Below are 18,127 nucleotides of genomic sequence, written 5' to 3' on the forward strand. Positions count from 1 at the left end.
CAAGCCCCTTCCCCCTTTTTGGGCGGGGGCTTGCCTCTACCCCCTCGCCCGCTCCGGAATCGGCAGGCCCTCGAAGCTCTTCAGCGTTTCCAGGACGATCGACGTCTTCACATGCTGGACGCTGTCATGCGGCAAGAGCACGTCGTTGACGAAGCGCGAAAGACCGGCAAGGTCGGGAGTGACGACGCGCAGGTGATAGTCCATCTCGCCGGTCAGCGCATAGGCCTCCAGCACCTCCGGCAGGCCGGAGACGAGCTTGCCAAAACGCTTGGCGTTGTCGCGGTTGTGGGTGGCGAGCGTGACCGAAATCACCACCATCAGGTCAAGTCCAAGCTTCTGCCGGTCGATCTGCGCCTGGTAGCCGGTGATGAAGCCTTCCGCCTCGAGCCGCGAGCGCCGCCGCGAACATTGCGACGGCGAGAGTGCTATGCGTTCGGAGAGTTCGTTGTTCGTCAGATGGCCGTCACGCTGCAATTCGGCGAGGATTTTGAGATCGAATCCATCAAGCTGCTCCATTCATGCACACTCACGCCATTCACCGCACAACTCATGCATGATCTTGGCGAAATCACGCAAGAATACAAGCATCATGCATCGGATCTGCGCCATACTCCAACAAAGGTCGGAGGAACGAGAGGAGATATTCGATGGGCCCGTTTCCGCATGATGCCCCACCCGCAACCATATCGGCGGACAATCCCGCCGGCACGGATGGATTCGAATTCGTCGAGTTCGCGCACCCGGAACCGGAGAAGCTTCAGGAACTCTTCTGCCGCATGGGCTACACGCCGGTTGCAAGACACCGGACGAAAAACATCACCGTCTGGCGACAGGGCGACATCAACTACATCCTGAATGCCGAACCCGGCTCGCATGCGATGCGCTTCGTCGACAAGCACGGGCCCTGCGCCCCATCGATGGCCTGGCGCGTCGTCGATGCGAAACATGCCATCGAGCACGCCGTTGCCAAGGGTGCCGAACCTTATACTGGCGACGACAAGAGCCTCGACGTGCCCGCGATCGTCGGCATCGGCGGCTCGCTTCTCTATTTCGTCGAGACCCATGGCGACAAGGGTTCCGCCTATGACGCCGAGTTCGAATGGCTCGGCGAAAGCGATCCGAAGCCGGACGGCGTCGGCTTCTACTATCTCGATCACCTGACCCACAATGTTTACCGCGGCAACATGGACAAGTGGTGGGCCTTCTACCGCGAGCTGTTCAACTTCAAGCAGATCCATTTCTTCGACATTGACGGCCGCATCACCGGGCTGTTGAGCCGGGCGATCACCTCGCCCTGTGGCAAGATCCGAATTCCCCTGAACGAGTCGAAGGACGACACCAGCCAGATCGAAGAATATCTGAAAAAGTACAAGGGCGAAGGCATCCAGCACATCGCCGTCGGCACCGAGACGATCTACGACGCGACCGACAGGCTGGCCGAGAACGGTCTCAAATTCATGCCCGGACCGCCGGACACATATTACGAGATGTCGCACAAGCGCGTCCACGGCCATGACGAGCCGATCGGACGCATGAAGAAGCACGGCATACTGATCGACGGCGAAGGCGTCGTGGATGGCGGCATGACGAAGATCCTCCTGCAGATCTTCTCGAAAACCGTCATCGGGCCGATCTTCTTCGAGTTCATCCAGCGCAAGGGCGACGAAGGCTTCGGCGAGGGTAATTTTCGGGCACTGTTTGAGTCGATCGAGGCTGACCAGATCCGCCGCGGCGCGCTGAATACACCGCCGGCCGCAGCCGAGTAGAGGCGGAGCCGTTCCGAAGCCCCGCTCGCCTATCAGCGCGGCGAGAGGCGCTGCGCACCCCCGTCGGGCGCGCAGCGCGAACTTTGTTCACTCCCTCAGTTGGACCAGCGGTGCCGTGGCTCGCCCAGATCGCCCTCGTGCCGAAAATAGCGGGACGCCGCTTCGGTGCGGTTGCGCACGTTCATCTTCTTGTAGATGTTGCGCACGTGCACCTTGACGGTGTTCTCCGAGAGCCCGAGCCGGTCGGCGATGATCTTGTTCTGGGTTCCCATGCAGATCAGATCGAGAATCTGGATCTCCCGGGTCGTCAGCACGCCCCTGCCGTTTTCACGCCGCCGCTCCGAGTCGCTCTCTTCGACGGCCGATTGCCGCTGGACAGGCGAGCCGCCCGCCGCGAACCCGCGAGGCGCCAGACGCCTGAGCAATGCTGCCGGAAAGTGCTCGCCGCCCTTCATCAGCAGATCGATGGCGGTCAGGCAGACATCGAGATGCAGGTTCAAGGGCAGCACGCCATGGATGAGACCCTCATCGACGAAGCCAGCGATCGACGTATCGAGCTCGTCTGCATTCTCCACGACCACTCCGATCGAGGCCTTGGGATGGAATTCATGGATCATTCTGATGATCGACGGGAAAGTGCTTGCCGGCACGCGGTAAAGCATGACCAGAGCGACATCGACGAGATTACCATCGAGCAGACTGTCGGCTTCCGACAGGCTTACTATGTCATGACCTTGAAAGCGGGCGCTAATTGCTTGCGTCAGGCATTCGGCGAGCAAATCCGCTTTGGCGAGCATTACAATCTTGTTTTTCTTTACTAAAACCTTGTTGCTGTCTTCAAAATTACTCAGGGCCGAACTCTCACGATACATTTATCCCTCCTTGGGCGTTCCCTGAATTCTTATGGGTGTGAAGCCCCTCTTGAAGAACGCCTGCTATTAAAAATTAATTCGATTAAAAAGCGAATTCCCACAACGGTAGAATTCGTAATGACTAATGTATCGTAAATAAGGGCGATGGGAAACAGCCCAAATGGGTTAGATTGGCGAGGCGAGACGATCTAGATCGTCCGAAATCGAACCAATTTTGGGTCTATCCACCCAAAAGCCTGGGACAAGCCGGGATGCGGCCGTGCATTTTGCGCCGGCTTCGAGCACCCTTTGCTTTTCAGGGGTTCGGCGGACCGAAGGGGCGGGGCACAAAACGGTGGGCCGTGAGAACATTCAAGTCTGGGATGTAGATCACGGCCCCGCACCTTCTAGCCTGTTCCAGATGGAAGGCGGTACCCACAAAGGGTTATCGAAGGCCCGGCGCGCACCCGACCGGTGGGCCGCCTGTGCGGGCCGTCGCACGTCTCGCGCAACCGCTGAGGCTCAAGTACACGTTGAAGATCGGCGCCGTTGGGAGCGCGTGGCGGGTAGCCCGATGGCCGCAGTGGCGGTGTCGGATTCACAATATTAACATTGCCTTAACGCGCATGGCGAGAAAGTGCTACCCGGGATTGCGGAGATAACGGGGGCGCCTCCCTCTTCGCAGCGTCTGATCTACCACCGGGGGGTCTCGCCGTCACATTCGCAATGCGAGTTCGAAGGGCGCGAGCTCCGTCGAGCGGCTGCCCAGACTAACCATAATTGGTATCTATCGCTTCCTCCCATTCCGGATCACACTGCAATCATCGCATAGCGTTTTATGCGTTCCGGATGTTGTCCTGCGTATGTTCGGAAGTATTTATATTGCGTTTGCATGACAAGGCGTATGACATCTTATATTCTGACGTATAAATTTTCGACGGGGCCTAAGCCCTGCCTGCATCTATACTGAAAAAAGAAATAGAAGATATCGAGACCCGCAGATGAATGGTATCACCGTTGTCTGACTGAAGAAGAGCCAGCGCCACAAGAATCCTAAAAGAGATGAAAGGGTTTCGGTGCTGGCTCACTCTCCTCGCATCTCCTTGCAGCGTCCAGCAGAACCAAGTACAGTTCGCCTCGCCCGTCGCGAGCCAGCCTGTATCTATCCGAACTTGACGTCATTTGGACCGGTCCCGGCCTTAGTGCACTCGCCTAAAAGTGTGCAGCGGTTTTGGGATGACGAAACAATGACCTAAAGCGCGCCGCCTGAATACGTTTGAACGCGACGCGCTTCAGGCGTGACGCCGACAGCTCAGTGCCTGTTGGTTAACGCGGAAAGTCATATCGCTCGACGATTGCCCAGATCGATTTGTTGATCTTCATAATTTGGTCGATGGCCTCGCTGATCCTCGCCAATTCCGCGTCGTCGATCTGCTCGATCTTGCCGTATTTAATGGTTTCCTTGCTGTCGAATATGGCCATGAGCTGGGTGCTGGCCTGGTCCCCGGTCTCGTCGAACGAATAGATGCAATGGCTGTACTTGTTCCTGAGTTTCGCCTGTTTGCCCAGCTGCTGTGTCACGGCGAGAATCTCCTGCCGGCGATTGGAAGGCGTCTTAGCCATCTTGGCGAGCCGCTCGACGAGCTCGATGCGGGCGCGCGTCGTGTTCAGCGTCAGGAAAATAATGACCGCCGTTTCCTTATCCACGTTCGCAAGTCCGGCGATCAGATAGATGAGCAGGCTTTCCGTGTTCGTCCACGTGTAGTTCAGCTGCCCAATCAAAAGAAGGATCTCGTGGAATCTCTTCATCGGCCCTGCCTGCTGTTGCCGAACGCCTCGGTCCGCATCGCTCATACTCGCTTCCAATCCATCGCTTCCCTTTAGTAGGTTTGGATCCTAAACCTGCCCTCCGCAAGTAGCCCTAAGGGAGTATGGCTGCAAATCCATTCCGAAAATTTGGCTGAGCGCGAATTTTCTTTCCTCGCATCGTCAACCTTGGGATGATCATCCCCGCCCAGGACTACCCTACGGGGCTAGCTCGAACTGACAGCTTACATTTCGTGCAACTTGGCAACAGACTGCCCGGGCAAATCGATGAGCAGGGAGGCTCGAGCCTTGGGACCGGTAGTGCGCCGGATGCGCAGGTGCCCCTTGGATAGGCCCGAGCAGTGCTCCAGCATGGAGGAGGGCATCTACCACTACATTAGAACGTCTGATCCCCGGTCGCGCTTTGTCGTCCGGCGATCGAAATTTTCTTCATTGAAGTAGCTTTGTTCATTTCAACCCTGGACCGCACATCCGTGAGCTGCGTGAGAGAAAAAGGCGGCTTGGCTGTCGCGGCCTCAACCTGAGGAAGACCATTATGGGCAAGGACAAGAATTTCTTGTGGCCGTGGGAAGACCAATCACAGGATCAGGACCAATACCAGGATCAGGATCAGGAGCAGGAATCCGAACAGGAGCAAGAGCAGGAGCAAGAGCAGGAGCAGGAGTCCGAACAGGAGCAGGAGCAGGAGCAATCCAGCGAGTCCTATAACGGCAACCTGAACGGCAACGGCAACCTGAACGGCAATGGCAACCTGAACGGCAACGGCAATGCCAATGGCAACGGCAACCTGAACGGCAACGGCAATGCCAACCTGAACGGCAACGGCAACCTGAACGGCAACGCCAACCTCAACGCCAACGTCAACAAGAACGAAACCGACGTCGACGTCGACGTGGATAGCAAGACTGAAGTCGAGGTCGACGTCGACATCGATCTTGATGGCTACAAGCCCTCCGACGACGACTTCGTCGACATCGACAATTCTGAAATCGAGGGCCTTGCTGCCGTCAGCTTCAAGGACATCCTGGACGAGTCGCTTAACGGCGCGGGAAATGACGTCGGTAACGTCTTCAGCCAGAACGCCATCATGTCGGATGACGACGAGCTGTCCCACGTCTCCAACGACGGCACCCTTTACCAGAACGGCGATGCCCACGGCGGTTATGCCAAGTCGGACGACGGCATTTCCGCCAGCGGTGACGGTGGCGAAGGCGGCGACGACGCCGATGCCGACGGCGGTGACGGCGGCGACGGTGGCCTCGCGATCGGCGGCTTTGCCGGTGGCGGTGAGGCGGAGAGCGAAGCCGAGAGCGACGCGGACGGTGGCGACGGCAATGGCGGCGGCGCTTTGAGCGTTGGCGTTGGCGTTGGCGGTGACAGCGGCAACGCCAATGGCGGTGCGGCAACCGGTGGCACCGGTGGTGCCGGCGCTGCGGGCACCGGCCTCGGGCTCGGGCTTGGTGTTGGCCTCGGCGTCGGTGCCGCAGCCGGCGGTGAAGGCGGCAACAGCAACGCTGGCGATGGCGACGATACCGGAGACATCGAGAGCGACGAAGCGGAAGCCGAAGACGCCGGCGACGGCGGCGACGGCATCGATGCCGACTTCGGAATCCCGATCCTGAACTTCGGTAATGACGGTGGGGACGGCGGCGACAATGACGGTGGCAACAGCGTGGCCTTCGGAAGCACCGGCGACTCGACTGGCGGCAGCTCCGGTGATGCCGGCGACGGCGGCGATGCGCTTGGTGCCGGCTTCGGCGCCGGATCGGGCGTCGGCCTCGGCGCGGGCATCGGTGGCGACGGCGGTAATGCCAATGCTTCGGCGGATGGCGGAACGACCGGTGACGGCGGAGCCGGAAGCGGCACGGGCACGGCGACCGGCGGTGAAGGAGAAGGCGGCCTCGCTCTCTCCGGCGCATGGGCTGGCGATGCCTTTGCCGGCGGCGGCACGGGCGGTGCAGCAAACGCCGGCGGGGGCGGTGGCGGTGGTGCAGGTGGTACCGCTACGACCGGCGATGGCGGGGCAGGCTCGGGCGGCACCTGGGGCTCCTACAATGGAGACGATAGTTTCCTCGAAGGAATCTCCTCGGCATCGGCCGATGCGGTGATCGACACCAACGCCTTCAACCAGCAGATCGTGCTTGGTGCCAACCTGCAGGGCAACACCATCGACATGACGGTCGTCGGCGGCGATTACAGCTCGACGGCGATCGGCGAAGACGACGACGCCGCATAACGGTAAGGCGACACCACCGGTTCGCAACTTCGCAATCGGGCATTGAAATGGACTGCGCGGGTTCGCCCCGCGCAGTCCAACAGCACCGAAATAAAAACTGGGGGCTGACAATGACCCTGTATTTCGACAAGACGACCGAGGCGATCGCCCACTTCGTCGGCCTGTTCGCCATTGCTCTTGAAGAAATTCGCCTGCGCGACGCCTATGAAGAATTCAAGGCGCATCAGGAGGCGCAGGAGGAACCGCCGCAGCTCCCATCCGTGCCGGTCACGGTGAAGGCACCCTACGAGCTCAAGGATTTCGACCCGGGTATTCCCTACCGTCCGGCCGAGCCGGACCCGACCGAGCCGACCCCGGGCTTCTATCCCGGGCTTCGTCCGCCGGAAATACCGATCGCGCGGCCGGCCGCCGAGATCGACAATCCCCACCTTTTCACCCGCGGCAGCTCGAGCGCGTCATCCGCGAGTGCGCCTGAATTTCAAATCGATCCGCCCGGTTCCGTGGCGGTCTACGCATCGCAGCAGATCCGGCTTTCGGATAACGACTTCGTCAGCCTAGGCGGTCACGGGCTGAAATTCTCCCCGCAGGTGGACAACAGCGCCCTGATGAACGATCTCATCGAAGCGGCGCGGCAGTTTTCTCCACTCGGCGATACAGAGATTCCCGGCTCCCCGGAGGAAATCGCCAGCTTCATCAGCACGACGGCTGAGCAGCTTGATGCCTTTGCCGCGCAGCAGGACGGACAGGAAGGCACCGTCGTTGCGAAAGGCGAGACGGTCGCAGGCACCTTCGTCAACGGAGAACTCGTCGAGGAGGCGCCGAGTCTCGATGACTACTTGCCGCCACCCGAGGAAACGCCGGACGAAAAGCCGGCCACCTCCACTGAAGCCGGCGGCAAGTTCACCGCAGGCCAAGGCAAGGTCACGATCGAGGCATCGGTCGAACTGGAAGCCGGCGGCAACACGCTGGTCAATTCCGTCGAGCTGACGAACAATTGGCTTCAATCGAATGTGCTGGCGGTTGCCGGTGATCATGTCGAGCTCAACGCAATCGTCCAGATTAACGTCCTGTCCGACAGCGATCTCGTGAGCACCAGCCTGAATGGCTGGAACCTCGACCCGGGTAAACCGTCTGAGGCCTTCAATATCGCGATGTTCAAGCATCTCGACCCGCAGCCGAACGGTGCAGAGCAGGCCGGAAGCGGCGACTTCCCGAAGGCTTGGGCGGTCACCGAGATCAAAGGTGACCTCTTGATCTCGAACTGGTTCGAGCAACTCACCTTCATGAGCGATGAGGATACGGCCATCCTGGCCTCGGCTGGCACGACCGCTTCGATCATCACCGGAGACAATACGGCGATCAACAACGTCTCGCTTGCTGAGCTCGGACACCATTACGATCTCATCTTCATCGGCGGCAATGTCTACGACGCTAACATCATCCAGCAACTGAATATCCTGCTCGACAACGACCTTGTCGGCGCCGTCGAGGGGTTTGGCACAAGCGGCAAGGGCTCCGCGTCCACCGACGGCAACCTGCTCTGGAACGAAGCGGCGATCGTTGAAGCCGGTGGCGGGTCCAGCGTCAAACCGATGCCGAAATCCTATCTCGACGCCTTCGGCGATCTCGCAGGCGGGAAAAAGACGCTGCCGGACGGTGTGCTAAAGGATGGCGCCTTCGCCGGCATGGACGGCCTGCGGGTGCTTTATATTTCGGGCGACCTCGTTAACCTCAACTATGTCAAGCAAACCAACATTCTGGGCGACAGCGACCAGATTGCGCTCGCCATGAGCAAGCTTACCGCCGATTTGGATGCGGACTGGACGATTTCGACCGGTTCGAACACCTTGGTCAACTACGCCGGGATCATCGACGTCGATGCCGGCCAGACCATTTACACAGGGGGCACCGCCTATTCGGACGAGATCCTCGTCCAGGCCGAACTGATCAAGACCGACCCTTACCTCGGCGGCCAGGATCCTGACGCGCTCGTCAGCGAAGCGGTTGCTTTCCTCGGTGACGACATGATGGCCCCCGACCCCGGGCCCCATCCGCCGGATCACGCGCCGCCTCCGCTCGATACGACGAATGCCGATCCCATGCATAGCATGTTGGCCTGATCGGACGCGGGGGCGACGATGACCGACGACCGCAATCCGTCATTTGAACATTTCACCATAAGCGGCGACGAGGAGGCGGAACCCTCTCCCCAGACGCCGAAGGCGGAGGATGCCCGGCAGCAATTGCTACGCAGGATAGACCGCAGTGAAGATATTTTGGATCGCACTGTTAAGGAGTTCGACCAGGTGATTGACCAGCTTCGCGGCGCGGCGGCCGCAAGAACCAGCCAGGCAACCAATCATGACAACAAGGCCGCACCGACCGTTTCCGAATGGCGTGCGGCCCCCGAGGTCATGCAACAGACAAGGACGCCACCGCGGACGGCCGACAACGCGAACGTGGCGGAAATCGTGTCTGGCCAGCAAGCCGCCGGCGCCGGCCAGCGTTCTCCTGTCCAGGAAGCGCGCAAGCCGGAACCACGCTTCGAGAAGCCGACCGTCGAGACCACGGCGGAAATGAAGAACAATACCGCGATCCCAGGAATGGTGGTGATCGACGGCGACCGTGGCCCGATCAAGGCCGAGCCCAAGTCGCCCGACAAGGGAGGCTCCGGGGGCGGCGGCGGCAATGGCGGCGGAAGCGGTGGCGTTTTTCATAAACGTCTCGGGCCGGTCGATTTTGCCGCCAGCCTCAAGGCGGGTCTGCGGGCGATCAAGCAGAACCTGATGGTCGTGATGGTCTTCACCCTCGCCACCAACGTCCTGGTGCTCGCGATTCCCGTCTATCTGTTTCAGATTTCGGACCGGGTGCTGACCAGCCGCTCGGTCGATACGCTTGTCATGCTGACCGCTCTGATTGTCGGTGCGGTCATCCTGCAAGCCGTTTTCGACGGGATTCGCCGCATGATCCTGATGCGGACGGCGGTGGAGGTTGCCGCCCAGCTCGGCGCGCCAATCCTCAGTGCGGCCGCCCGAGCCTCGCTCCACAGCAACGGGCGCGAATATCAGACGCTGGGCGATCTGCAGCAGCTTCGCTCCTTCCTCGTGTCGAGCACCCTGCTTTCCTTCCTCGACGCCCCGATCGCGCCATTCTTCGTGCTGGCGGTCTTCCTGATCCATCCGCATCTCGGCTCGATCGTCATCGCCTCGGCTCTGCTTCTGCTCATCGTCACCATTTTGAACCAGAAGGCGACGGCCGCTCCCTTCGGCGAGGCCAACAGCTTCCAGAGCAAGGCCAACCTCCATCTCGACTCGATGTCGCGCAATTCGCAGATCATCAACGCGCTCGCAATGATCCCGGAGGCGGTCCGCATCTGGGGCAAGGACATGGCAGGGTCACTTCGAGCTCAAGTGCTGGCGCAAGACCGCAACATCGCCCTCGCCTCGCTTTCCAAGGCCGTTCGGCTGCTGACCCAGGTGATGATGCTCGGCTGGGGCGCCCATCTCGCCCTTGACGGCGCGCTCACCGGCGGCATGGTCATCGCGGCATCGATCGTCGCCGGCCGCGCGCTCGGCCCGATTGAAGGAGCGATCGAAGGCTGGAACCAGGTCGTCCAGTCGCGCGCCGCCTATGGGCGTATCTCTTCGCTGCTCCAGAACTCGCCGCTGAATTTCGAGCGGCTGAAACTGCCGCGCCCTGAAGGACGGCTCGACGTCGAACGGCTGCTGTTCGTGCCCAACGGCACCAAGCGTGTGGTCCTGAACGGCGTGACCTTCGCGCTCAATCCGGGCGACTCGCTTGCCGTGATCGGCAGTTCCGGAGCCGGCAAGACGACTCTCGGCAAAATGCTCGTCGGCTCGATCCTGCCGACATCCGGCAACGTACGGCTCGACCTCATGGATTTGCGGAACTGGGATCAGCGCCAGTTCGGCGAAAGCATCGGCTACCTGCCGCAGGACGTTCAGCTGTTTCCGGGAACGATCAAGGCCAACATCGCCCGCATGCAGGAAGACGCCACCGACGCGGACATCTATGCGGCCGCCAAGCTCGCCGACGTGCACGACATGATCGCCCTGCTGCCGCATGGCTACGAGACCTTCGTGGCGGCCGACGGATCACCGCTCTCCGGCGGCCAGAAGCAGCGCGTTGCGCTGGCCCGGGCTTTTTTCGGCAACCCGCGCATGGTGGTGCTGGACGAGCCAAATTCCAATCTCGACAGCGCTGGCGAAGCAGCCCTTACGCGGGCGCTCGCCCATGCCAAGCAGCAGAAAATCACCGTCATCACCATCACCCAGCGGCCCGCGCTGCTCAACAGCGTGGACAAGGTCCTGCTCCTGGTGAACGGCACCGTCGCCCTTTTCGGCATGCGCCAGGACGTCCTCAAGGCTCTCGCCTCGCGCGGCATGAACCTCGAGGGCAACCCGCTCGACCACAACCAGCTTACGTAGGCAAGCCATGACAGACATAGTCAAAGTTTACGATCTTGAATGGTATGCAGAGGTTCCGCGGTCGATCTGGAAACAGACCATTGCCGGACTGGCGTTGATGGCGGTCACATTCGGCGGCTTCGGCCTCTGGTCCTTCACCGCGCCGCTCGCCGCCGCCGTCATCGCCCAGGGCAGTTTCGTCGCCACCGGTCAGAACAAGATCATCCAGCATCTGGAAGGCGGGATCATCGAGGATATCCTGGTCAGCGAGGGGGATCATATCGTCGCCGATCAGCCGCTGATGCGGCTGGACGAGACGGCAGCGCTCGCCAACCAACGCCAGCTCTTTCTGCGCCGCGCCAGGCTCGAGGCGATCGTCGCCCGCCTGATGGCCCAGGTCGAGGGTGCCGACAATATCGAAATGCCGGAAATCCTCGCCCCACATCTGCAGGATCCGGAGGTCGAACCAATGGTTCGAAGCCAGGAGCTCAATTTTCGTGCCTGGAAGAGCAAGCTCGACAGCGAAATCGGCCTGTACAAGCAGAATATCGAGGGTTTCCAGTTCCGTGCCGAAGGCTACCAGCAGCAACTCGCCGCGGTTCGCCAGCAGCATACGCTACTCCAGGAGGAATATGCCGGCAAGAAGTCGCTGCTCGACAAGAACCTGATCCGCAAGACGGAAATCAAGAGCATCCAGCGGGCGATTGCCGACGCCGAGGGGCAGGTCGGCAGGCTGAGTTCCGAGATCTCGGAAACCGGCTCGCAAATCCTGAAGCAGGAGCAGCAGATCCGCCAGACGGAGGAAAGCTACCGCGAAGCGGCTTTGGAAGAACTCCAGAAGGTGGAAGCCGAACTGGACTCAGTCCGCGAGCAGTTGACGGGAGCCGCCAGCGTGTTGCGCCGCGCGACGATCAACGCCCCGGTCAGCGGCACGGTCGTGCGGCTCTACTATCATACGCCCGGCGGCGTTGTCGAAACCGGCAAGCCGATTATGGAAATCCTTCCTTCGGACGTGCCGCTGATCATCGAAGCCCAGGTGCTGCGCACCCAGATCGACAGCGTCAAAATCGGCCAGAAGGCGACCGTGAGGCTCACCGCCCTCAATCAGCGGACGACGCCGGTCCTGAACGGCGAGGTCTATTACGTCTCCGCCGACTCCATGCCCGACCCGGCGACCAACGGCATGCAGGAAGTCTATCTCGCCAGAGTGAGCCTGCCGATGAGCGAAGTCTCGCGGGTCTCCGGCTTCGTGCCGACGCCGGGCATGCCTGCCGAGATTCTCATCCAGACGGCCGAGCGGACCTTCTTCGACTACCTGACGAAACCGATCCGCGACAGCATGGCGCGCGCCTTCATGGAGCGCTAATGCATGTCGCCTAAAAGTGTGCAGCGGTTTTGGGATGACGACATGCACGAAAACAAAGACCTAAACCGCGCCGCGTGACTACGTTTGAACGCGACACGCTTTAGAGCCAGCCGCCTTGGAGAGGCAGCCGCCGTCGACGCCGCCAATGCCCTCCCGAAGCGGACCGCCTGACGCCCCGGGCGTCGGGTGGTCGCAATTGGCCGTCTGCGAACGTGCCACCTTGTCCGCGCATGTGACGGTGTTAAAGGGCCGGATTATTGCTCAGTCGCCCCACATCCTCGGCGTGCCTAGCCATTGCAAAATAACTCGCAAATTGCTACTATCATGACTTATTGCTAGCTCATCTTTCGATAATTTAAGTCCTATAGTCGAAGTTTTATTTTCATTACTTATTTCATTGCGAGGAGCTATGTTTGCAGAAATTATTGAGCGTATTGAGGATTTTGAGAATATCCGGAAAACCTGGGACGAGCTTTATCGCAGCGATCCCGACTCCCACCCTTGCCTTTCCTGGGATTGGCTGCGCCAGTACCTGCCCCGGCAGGAGCGGTGGTTCATCCTGGCTCTAAGGCGACCCGACGATGCGGATTACTGCGCCTTTCTGCCGCTTCGCGTGGCAACCTACCGCGACAAGACGAGCGGCCTGTTCTGCGACGAGATTCTGATGATCGGCAATCACGGCTCCGGCCGCGCCGGGCTGCTTTGCATGCCGGGCCTCGAGAATGAGGCGGCGGATGCATCTGCCAGCATTATCCGCCGCGAGAACTGGGCGAGCCTGCGGTTCGATTACCTCGATCTCGCCTCCGATAGGACTGAGCGACTGCTCGACGCCTTTGCCGACGAACAGTTTATCCGCGAGGATGGCGTCGGCCGCGAGAGTGGGTTCGACGTCTCCGAACGGCCGGTCCGCTGCCTCATCGTCAAGACCCGGACCGGCCGCAATCTGCGCGACTGTCTCAATCACCGCAGCATCGACTTCGTCTTCGAGCGCGCCATGGACCTGCACAGCCAAGGCAAGCTGGACGCGGCAGAGACCGGCTATCGCCAGGTGATCCACGCGGCCCCCAAGCATGTCTATGCCCGCTACGGCTTGGCACAGCTCTGCACCGAAAGGGGGGATCACGCCGAGGCCGAACATCTTTATCGCGGCCTGCTCTCGGCCATGCCGGAGGCGGACAAGATCCAGCACCGGCTGGGAGACGCACTGATGGCGCAAGCCCGCTACCACGACGCGAGCGAAACCTTCGAGGATCTGCTTGCCCGAAGCGCGCATCTCGGCCTCGTCCGGTTCAAGCTGGCCGTCTGTCTTCTGGCCGCAGGCCAGAGAGACGCCGCCATCGCCATCTTCCGGAGTTTCGAAGACATCGCGTCCGACGATCCGGAGCATCTTCGATGCAAGCTCAGATCGCGAGAGGCGGTGTCGCGCCTGAGGTTGCGATCGGCAATGGAAGAGCAGAGGACAGCCAAGCGGACGCAAAAACCGCTCTCGGAGGCGGGTCGTCGCTCCGGCGAGGGGCCAGTTGCTCCCGCAATAGCCGTCCGGCTCCTGCCGCCGGCCGCACTCCTCAAGCCTTCCCTGCCTGCCGGCGTTTCCGCCCATCTGCATGCGAGACCGATCCGGTTCGATCCCAACGGATCGAAGCGGAAACACTGACAGGCTGGTTCTGGAATCAGCTTCTCCATCCCGCTCGCGAGGGAGCGGGATGGAGCGCTTCAGTGCTGTTGCGCATCATACTGGATGCGGAAACGAAGCCGGTCGCGAACTGGGCGGTGCCCCGAGCGGCTTCGGCGCTGCCTATGAACGCTTCTGCAGGATGCCGTAGACTATGTTGCGGTTGGCGCCGAATTCCAGTCGAGCGTTGATCGCGTTGCGGTCGACGCTCGCATTGATGATGCTCCACATGTCCGCTTCCGAGCGCAGCAGCAGCGCCCAGTTCATCAAGGTCTCCATGTATCCGTCTTCGCTGATGTCGCGGGCGAAATTGGCAAAGAGGAAGATCCCGTTCGGCTTCAGCATTTCGAGGCACCGCTGCGTGAGCTTCACCGCCACCTTGTCGGCCAGGTAATCATAGAGGCCGGCGGCGTAGATGAAGTCGAACTGGCCCAGTTCCTGGGACCTGGTCAGAAGGCCGCGAACGGAACCGTCGATCGCCTCGACGCAAGTTCCCCTGAAGTCGCGAACCATCGAACCGACACTCAAGGGGTCCTGATCGAGGGCGATCCAGCGCTTTATTTGCCGCTCCCGCAACGCCACCGAGCGATCCGCCTCGCGCAGATGTCCAGCGGCGATCGTCAGGATTTCGGTCTCGGGGCCCTTTTCGGCCGCGATCGCGTCGACATGCCGGGTCAGCAGGTCGCGTCGTTCCCTGACGGCGACCGAGGACGGCGCATTCTTCGTGTATTCGTAGAGGGTGCGCCCAAGCGGCGAGGCCTTGCCGATCTCCTCGGACACGCTCGGATGACCGTAGATGAAGTCAATCAGCTGTGCGTCGCCGGAATAGCCGCGCGGTTTGTGGAAAGACCAGCGCGTGAACGGGTCCTCATGGAAGTAACTCGCCAGCGGATGGTTCTGAACGATCGGGATCAGCTCTTGCCAGACGCTTGCATCGAACTTGCGGCGTATCTCGTGAAGCGCGCCGATCAGCTGGTGAATGATCACCGGCGGTTCGCGGCGCTGCTCGACCTGCTGCTGGGCAATCAGCAGCGCCAGAGCGACCTCGGCTTCGCCGGTTCTGAGCTGCTCCTCATGGCGATCCGTCTTGGCTGTCGAGAGTTCGGTTGTAATGGCAGTGGGGGTAATCAGGCTTTCGCCGTCGAGGGCAATCTGAATTTGGGTCACGCGAGACTCGTTCGTTAATAGATCGTTAACATTATGCGCAAGAACCCCGAGCGCGCCAAATCCAATTTCAACCTTTCCAATATTATGGTTAACAGCCGCTCAGACTGATCTGTTTTGCTACACTATTACGTGCGTATTTGATCCATTCCCAATTCAGCAAAACTTAATGGACCTGAACTAATGTGCCGAATAAAGCTGCGCGCCCTTAGTATCTCCCTAAGCAAGCGGCAAGTGCAGGACGCCCCGGTGGCACTCGTCGAAGAGAGACTTCGGGCTTATAAGAAGACGCAAACGCAATGGATCGGTGCATGAAGCACAGGCTCGCCGACGTAGTTGAGATCGACCTTCACAGCGAGCCGCCGCGACCGGCCTCGACCGAGCTTCGCGCGCTCTATGAAAACGAGGGTGAAGGCGCCCGCAAGCAGGCGACGCGGCACGGGTTCTGGACCGCGGTCGCTGTCTATCTCTTGTTTTCGATTACCGACATCCTGCTGGTTCCGGATGTGGCGCATTATACGATCGCCGCGCGGTTCACGATTGCCATCGTCGCGCTGATGCTGATCGAAGCGCAGGTCCGACTGAACGCCAGCGCGAACGCCATCGATGTCACGGCTGCCGCAGCGCTCGTCGTCGCCTATGCCGGATGGCTCTATCCGGCGATGATGACTGCGGACACCGAAAGCATCTCCTATTACATGGTCTTCGGCGCAATCTTCATGATGAGCGTCAACCTGTTCTTCAGCTTTCAGTTCCGCATTTCGCTGTTCGCATCCGTCACCATCCTGATGATTTTCTTTGCGGCGGTGCTGTCCTTCTCTCCGGCGGAGGTCTCCTACCGGCTCGCCTTCGGCACCTTCAACATCTCCTGCTTCGTCTTCACCTCCTATGTGAACTGGAAGCTCAACAGGGAACGCTACAAGGTCTTCCTCAACGCATTCGAAGCGCGGATTCAGCAGAAGGAGGCTTCCGAGCGCGGCAGGGCCTTGCTGCGCCTGTCGAATACCGATTCGCTGACGGGGCTAGACAACCGGCGCGCCGTCGACCAGAAGCTCCGCGATTACTGGAGTGACTGGCAGAAGAAGGGGACAAGTTTCGCCGCGCTCCTCATCGATGTCGACTTCTTCAAGAAATACAACGACTTCTATGGACACCAGGAGGGGGACCGCTGTCTCGTTCTCGTTGCCAGCGCTCTCAAGGACTCGATCGAGCCGTTCAACGGCTCGATCGGCCGCTATGGCGGCGAAGAGTTCATTGTGCTCGCCCGCATGGAGACGAGCGACGAGGCGGCGGGACTTGCCGAAGCGATCCGCTGCAGCGTGGAAAAACTGGCTCTGGAGCACGGGCAGCGACGCGACGGCATGTCGGTGGTCACCGTCAGTGTCGGTGCCGCGTTCAGTCGAAACCAGACGGGCTCGAAGCTCGAGAGGCTGATCCACGAGGCCGATCGGGCGCTTTACGGCGCAAAGGCGAACGGCCGCAACTGCGCCCGACTCTTCGATCCGAATGATCCGCACAGCAGCGACGGGAGCGAAAATATTGCCGCCCTGCTGAAAATCGCCGTCGATCAGGACCTCGTCTCGCTCGTTTACCAGCCTATACGAAATGTCGCATCGGGACGCATCGATGCGGTCGAGGCGCTCATGCGGCTTAAAATGCTGGATGGCACCGCCGTGCCCCCCAGCCTCTTCATCCCGGTGGCGGAGCGCACCGGCGCCATCCTGGATCTCGGGCGTTGGGCGATCAGGAGAGTGTGCCGCGAACTTCTGGCCGCCGAGCACGTGCCCGTCGTCAGTGTGAACGTCTCCCCGATCCAGCTGAAATCACCGGGTTTCGCGGCCTCGGTGGCGGCGATTCTCGGCGAAACGGGCGTGGCCGGCGGCAGGCTGGCTCTCGAAATCACCGAGGGCCTGGAGATGGAGATGCATTCCGATGTTCTGCGCTGCATCAGCGATCTCAAGACGCTGGGCGTGAGAATATGGCTCGACGACTTCGGAACGGGCTTTGCCGGCCTCTCCTGGCTGCGCCTGATCGACTTCGACACGGTGAAGATCGATCGCTCCTTCCTGCACGATTGCGACACGCCGCGGGGCAAGGCGATGCTCGAGGACATTATCGGACTCGTGCGAAATCGCGGCCACAAGATCCTCGTGGAAGGCGTGGAGACCGAGGAACAATTGGCGCTGATGCGACAATTCCGGATCGACCAAGTCCAGGGATTCCATGTCGGCCGTCCGGCACCCGCGCAGACCTTCCGGCTCCCCGCAGTGCCAAAAACAAGCCAGCGGCGGCTCTGAGAAAATCGCTCGGCACGCCCGGCCCAGCAAGCACCGCATTGAACCGCCGAGGCTGATTCGACGAGCGCCGGGACATCGTTGCCCGCAACGTGCTCGGTCGGCGTTCAGCGACCAGGCCGCGCAGGGTATTTTCGATCAATTCCCGGGCGCGCTGTCCTCGAGCGCGCAGCCACACACATTCATCAGGCCTGCCTTGCCGATGATATCCGCAAGTTCGTCCGGGCCGACATCGTAAAAGGTTGCGTACCGAAGCGATATGCCTGTCGCTCATCTCCTGCACGGCATCGTTTCATTTCGACGCTGTACCCATTTCATCATGCCGTCGAGCTTTATGCCACCGCTTCTCCGCACCTGCGCTGTCAGTTCGGGATGCTTATGCAGGACGAAGCATTTTGTCGCTCGGGGGCGCGGCGCCGGTGGGCGGAAACCCGACGCGCAGCGGTCGCGCGGGGCAGAACGCAAAAAGGGCTCCGAGAATCTCGGAGCCCTTGATGTTGCTTGTGATTTGGTTGCGGGGGCAG

At 60.7% G+C, this 18,127-nt stretch carries 11 protein-coding genes; 7 read left to right on the top strand and 4 right to left on the bottom strand.

What is annotated here, in order from left to right; all coding sequences use genetic code 11:
• Window positions 1-36: 36 nt before the first annotated feature.
• Entirely contained in the window at window positions 37-516 is a 480-nt protein-coding gene (locus ATC00_RS28400; protein WP_037389556.1) for an Lrp/AsnC family transcriptional regulator, read from the bottom strand.
• 131 nt (window positions 517-647) lie between these two features.
• Between ATC00_RS28400 and hppD the strand changes: the two genes are divergently transcribed.
• The gene (gene hppD, locus ATC00_RS28405; protein ID WP_064255256.1) at window positions 648-1,766 is read left to right on the top strand and encodes a 4-hydroxyphenylpyruvate dioxygenase; all 1,119 of its coding nucleotides are present in this window, start codon (window positions 648-650) and stop codon (window positions 1,764-1,766) included.
• 95 nt (window positions 1,767-1,861) lie between these two features.
• Here hppD and ATC00_RS28410 read toward each other — a convergent pair whose 3' ends face one another.
• Together ATC00_RS28410 and ATC00_RS28415 are read right to left on the bottom strand one after the other, a co-directional pair.
• Window positions 1,862-2,638 carry a helix-turn-helix transcriptional regulator gene (locus tag ATC00_RS28410; protein ID WP_037389562.1) on the bottom strand — a complete coding sequence of 259 codons (777 nt, stop codon included), beginning with the start codon at window positions 2,636-2,638 and terminating at the stop codon, window positions 1,862-1,864.
• 1,305 nt (window positions 2,639-3,943) lie between these two features.
• Window positions 3,944-4,471, bottom strand: a complete 528-nt coding sequence (locus ATC00_RS28415) for a hypothetical protein (RefSeq protein ID WP_037389566.1) — start codon at window positions 4,469-4,471, stop codon at window positions 3,944-3,946.
• 508 nt (window positions 4,472-4,979) lie between these two features.
• On the opposite strand from ATC00_RS28415, the gene ATC00_RS28420 reads away from it, so the two are divergent.
• The 5 genes from ATC00_RS28420 (at window position 4,980) to ATC00_RS28440 (ending at window position 14,127) form a co-directional block, all read left to right on the top strand.
• Window positions 4,980-6,680, top strand: coding sequence for a hypothetical protein (locus tag ATC00_RS28420; RefSeq protein WP_037389571.1), 1,701 nt, complete (start codon window positions 4,980-4,982; stop codon window positions 6,678-6,680).
• A gap of 110 nt (window positions 6,681-6,790) precedes the next feature.
• On the top strand, window positions 6,791-8,800 hold the full coding sequence (locus ATC00_RS28425) for a hypothetical protein (protein ID WP_064255257.1): 2,010 nt from the start codon (window positions 6,791-6,793) through the stop codon (window positions 8,798-8,800).
• An 18-nt stretch (window positions 8,801-8,818) separates the two neighbouring features.
• Window positions 8,819-11,128 carry a type I secretion system permease/ATPase gene (locus ATC00_RS28430; protein ID WP_037389580.1) on the top strand — a complete coding sequence of 770 codons (2,310 nt, stop codon included), beginning with the start codon at window positions 8,819-8,821 and terminating at the stop codon, window positions 11,126-11,128.
• A 7-nt stretch (window positions 11,129-11,135) separates the two neighbouring features.
• Window positions 11,136-12,473, top strand: coding sequence for an HlyD family type I secretion periplasmic adaptor subunit (locus ATC00_RS28435; protein WP_037389585.1), 1,338 nt, complete (start codon window positions 11,136-11,138; stop codon window positions 12,471-12,473).
• A 409-nt stretch (window positions 12,474-12,882) separates the two neighbouring features.
• Window positions 12,883-14,127 (top strand): tetratricopeptide repeat protein, encoded by a 1,245-nt coding sequence (locus tag ATC00_RS28440; RefSeq protein WP_064255258.1) that lies wholly within the window; start codon window positions 12,883-12,885, stop codon window positions 14,125-14,127.
• A gap of 141 nt (window positions 14,128-14,268) precedes the next feature.
• Here the strand turns inward: ATC00_RS28440 and ATC00_RS28445 are convergent, their stop codons facing one another.
• Complete coding sequence (locus tag ATC00_RS28445; protein WP_064255259.1) at window positions 14,269-15,312, bottom strand: class I SAM-dependent methyltransferase; 1,044 nt, start codon at window positions 15,310-15,312, stop codon at window positions 14,269-14,271.
• Window positions 15,313-15,620: 308 nt separating this feature from the next.
• Here ATC00_RS28445 and ATC00_RS28450 point away from each other — a divergent pair, with 308 nt between their 5' ends.
• Window positions 15,621-17,606: a putative bifunctional diguanylate cyclase/phosphodiesterase gene (locus tag ATC00_RS28450; protein WP_064255268.1), complete on the top strand. Its 1,986-nt coding sequence runs from the start codon at window positions 15,621-15,623 to the stop codon at window positions 17,604-17,606.
• Window positions 17,607-18,127 lie beyond the last annotated feature (521 nt).

The sequence above is a fragment of the Sinorhizobium americanum genome (assembly GCF_001651855.1).
GTDB classification, from domain to species: Bacteria; Pseudomonadota; Alphaproteobacteria; order Rhizobiales; family Rhizobiaceae; genus Sinorhizobium; species Sinorhizobium americanum.

Coding starts and splice junctions, on each gene's coding strand:
- ATC00_RS28435 (WP_037389585.1), top strand. CDS start 11,136: ATGACAGACATAGTCAAAGTTTACGATCTTGAATGGTATGCAGAGGTT.
- ATC00_RS28450 (WP_064255268.1), top strand. CDS start 15,621: ATGAAGCACAGGCTCGCCGACGTAGTTGAGATCGACCTTCACAGCGAG.
- ATC00_RS28440 (WP_064255258.1), top strand. CDS start 12,883: ATGTTTGCAGAAATTATTGAGCGTATTGAGGATTTTGAGAATATCCGG.
- ATC00_RS28415 (WP_037389566.1), bottom strand. CDS start 4,471: ATGAGCGATGCGGACCGAGGCGTTCGGCAACAGCAGGCAGGGCCGATG.
- ATC00_RS28420 (WP_037389571.1), top strand. CDS start 4,980: ATGGGCAAGGACAAGAATTTCTTGTGGCCGTGGGAAGACCAATCACAG.
- hppD (WP_064255256.1), top strand. CDS start 648: ATGGGCCCGTTTCCGCATGATGCCCCACCCGCAACCATATCGGCGGAC.
- ATC00_RS28430 (WP_037389580.1), top strand. CDS start 8,819: ATGACCGACGACCGCAATCCGTCATTTGAACATTTCACCATAAGCGGC.
- ATC00_RS28400 (WP_037389556.1), bottom strand. CDS start 516: ATGGAGCAGCTTGATGGATTCGATCTCAAAATCCTCGCCGAATTGCAG.
- ATC00_RS28410 (WP_037389562.1), bottom strand. CDS start 2,638: ATGTATCGTGAGAGTTCGGCCCTGAGTAATTTTGAAGACAGCAACAAG.
- ATC00_RS28425 (WP_064255257.1), top strand. CDS start 6,791: ATGACCCTGTATTTCGACAAGACGACCGAGGCGATCGCCCACTTCGTC.